This is a genomic window from Mesorhizobium sp. M7A.T.Ca.US.000.02.2.1, from assembly GCF_003996995.1.
In the GTDB taxonomy this organism is placed as follows: domain Bacteria; phylum Pseudomonadota; class Alphaproteobacteria; order Rhizobiales; family Rhizobiaceae; genus Mesorhizobium.
On sequence record NZ_RZTT01000597.1, the window covers coordinates 1 to 2773 of the forward strand.

The following is a 2773-nucleotide window of genomic DNA, read 5'->3' on the forward strand; positions in this document are numbered from 1 at the left end:
GCCCGACGGTGACCCGCGAACTGGTCAAGGCAGCCGACATCTGGCAGAACGGCCTCGGCCGCGATCTCGCCCAGCAGGTCGGCGAAACGCTGGCCGCAGCCGCCAAGGCAAAGGCGCAGGCTGCACCTGCCGCGCCCGCCGCCGGAGCCGCCGCTCCGGCCGATGGCGCAGCGCCCGCCGATGGGGCGGCCCCTGCGGACAACAACTGACCCCGCATTTTCAAATGGCCTTGCGGCCTCCCGCGAAAGCCCGGCCTGTCCGGGCTTTTCTTTTGACGGTTTGCGGCCTACCTGTCTGACACATTTCTGAAGCCTGGGAGCCGCGTCATGGCTGGTTACGACTACGATCTTTTCGTCATCGGCGGCGGTTCGGGCGGGGTAAGGGCGGCGCGTGTCGCCGCGGCTCTCGGCAAGCGAGTCGGCATCGCCGAGGAATATCGCTATGGCGGCACCTGCGTCATCCGCGGCTGCGTGCCGAAGAAGCTCTATGTCTATGCCTCGCAATTTCCCGAGCATTTCGCCGACGCGGCCGGCTATGGCTGGACGGTGCCGGAAGCCAGTTTCGACTGGCAGACGCTGGTCGCCAACAAGGATCGTGAGATCAGCCGGCTGGAGGCCATCTACGTCAGGAACGTCGAGGGCGCCGGCGGCGAGACCTTCCACTCGCGCGCCATGATCGTCGATCCGCATGTCGTGCATCTTCTGGGCGAGGATCGCACCGTCACGGCAGACCAGATCCTGATCGCCACCGGCGGCCGCCCGGCGGCGCATCCGGCGCTGCCCGGTCATGAACATTGCATCTTTTCCAACGAGGCTTTCGACCTCAAGGAATTGCCCAAGGCGATCATGATCGAGGGCGGCGGTTATATCGCCGTCGAGTTCGCCAACATCTTTCACGGTCTCGGCGTCGACACCACGCTGGTCTATCGCGGCAAGGAGATCCTCAGCCGGTTCGACATGGACCTGCGGCGCATGCTGCACGAGACGATGGAAAAGAAGGGGATAAGGATCCTCTGCCATTCCGTGTCCGAATGGATCCGCAAGCGGCCGGACGGCCGGCTCGACGCGCTCGTCAGCGGCGGCGAGGTGCTGACCGTCGACCAGGTGATGCTGGCTATCGGCCGCATTCCCAACACCGAGAATATGGGCCTGGAAGGCATCAGACTGGAGATGACCAAGACTGGCGCCATCGCCGTCGACCAATATTCCCGCACCAACATCGACAACGTCTGGGCGATCGGCGACGTCACCAACCGCGTGCAGCTGACGCCGGTGGCGATCCATGAGGCGATGTGCTTCATCGAAACCGCCTTCAAGGGAAATCCGACCGCGCCCGATCACGAGACGATCGCGACCGCTGTCTTTTCACAGCCGGAGATCGGCACAGTCGGATTGTCGGAGGACGACGCCGTCAAGCGCTTCCCCGACATCGAGATCTACCGCGCGACATTTCGGCCGATGCGGCACACCCTGTCCGGGCGCGACGAGAAGATGCTGATAAAGCTGGTGGTCGATGGCGCGTCGAGAAAAGTGCTTGGCGCCCACATATTGGGGCCGGATGCAGGCGAGATGGCGCAGCTGCTCGGCATCCCGTTGAAGGCCGGCCTGACCAAGGACGATTTCGACCGTACGATGGCCGTGCATCCGACAGCGGCGGAAGAACTGGTCACCATGTACAAGCCGACCTATCGCGTGAAGGACGGCGTGCGCGTCGATTGACGGCAAATCCGGGTTGAGGAACTCCGCCGCGGCAAGGTCATGCCACGGCGGAGATAGTCGCTACAGCAGCGTGCCGCGCAGGATCACAAGCGCCACCGAAAAATAGATCACCAGCCCGGTGACATCGACCAACGTGGCGACGAACGGCGCCGATGCGCTGGCAGGGTCGAAGCCGATACGTTTCAAGGCGAACGGCAGCATCGACCCCGACAGCGAACCGAAGGTGACGATGCCGACCAGTGCAGCACCCACCGTGGTGGCAATCAGCGGCCAGTGCGGGCCATAATCGTAGAAGCCCATATATTGCCACAGCGCAATGCGGCAGACGCCGACCACGCCGAGCATGGCGCCCAGCACCAAGCCGGTGGGCAGCTCACGCAGCGCCACCCGCCACCAGTCGCCAAGACCGATCTCGCGCAGCGCCAGCGCGCGGATGACCAGCGAGGTCGCCTGCGAGCCGGAATTGCCGCCGGAGCTCATGATCAGCGGGATGAACAGCGTCAGTACGATCGCCTTCTCCAGCTCGCCCTCATAGCTCTGCATGGCGTTGGCCGTCAGCATCTCCGAGATGAACAGCGCGCACAGCCAGCCGCCGCGTTTCCTGATCATGGCGAGGAAGCTCATCTTCATGTACGGCTCGTCCAGCGCCTCCATGCCGCCGAAACGGTGCGCGTCCTCGGTCGTCTCCGCGACCATCGTGTCGATGATGTCGTCGATGGTGACGATGCCGAGGATCTTGCCATGGTCGACGACCGGAACGGCGAGCAGATCGTATTTGGAAATCGTCTGCGCCAGGGTTTCGCGATCGGTCAGCGGGCCGACCGTCACCGGAAGGTGATCCGGCGCCACCGTCATGATCGGATCGTCAGGCTCACCGGTGATCAGCCGGCGCAGGCCCGTCGAGCGCACGAGCAGGTGCGTCTGCGGATCGACGATATAGATCGCGTAGACGGTTTCGCGCGTCCGCTCCACCTTGCGGATGTAGTCGAGCGTTTGCCCGACGGTCCAGTCCGAGGGCACGCTGACGAACTCCGTCGTCATGATCGATGCGGCAC

2 protein-coding genes and 1 pseudogene are annotated in these 2773 nt (G+C 64.1%); 2 read left to right on the top strand and 1 reads right to left on the bottom strand.

Annotation, left to right across the window (positions count from 1 at the left end; genetic code table 11):
* Positions 1–209: pseudogene (locus EOD15_RS32220) on the top strand (hypothetical protein); the annotation flags it as partial.
* A gap of 117 nt (positions 210–326) precedes the next feature.
* Positions 327–1718 carry a glutathione-disulfide reductase gene (gor, locus tag EOD15_RS32225; RefSeq protein ID WP_127318740.1) on the top strand — a complete coding sequence of 464 codons (1392 nt, stop codon included), beginning with the start codon at positions 327–329 and terminating at the stop codon, positions 1716–1718.
* A gap of 60 nt (positions 1719–1778) precedes the next feature.
* Here the strand turns inward: gor and mgtE are convergent.
* A partial coding sequence (gene mgtE / locus EOD15_RS32230) for a magnesium transporter (RefSeq protein WP_127409202.1) occupies positions 1779–2773 on the bottom strand: 995 nt, incomplete at its 5' end.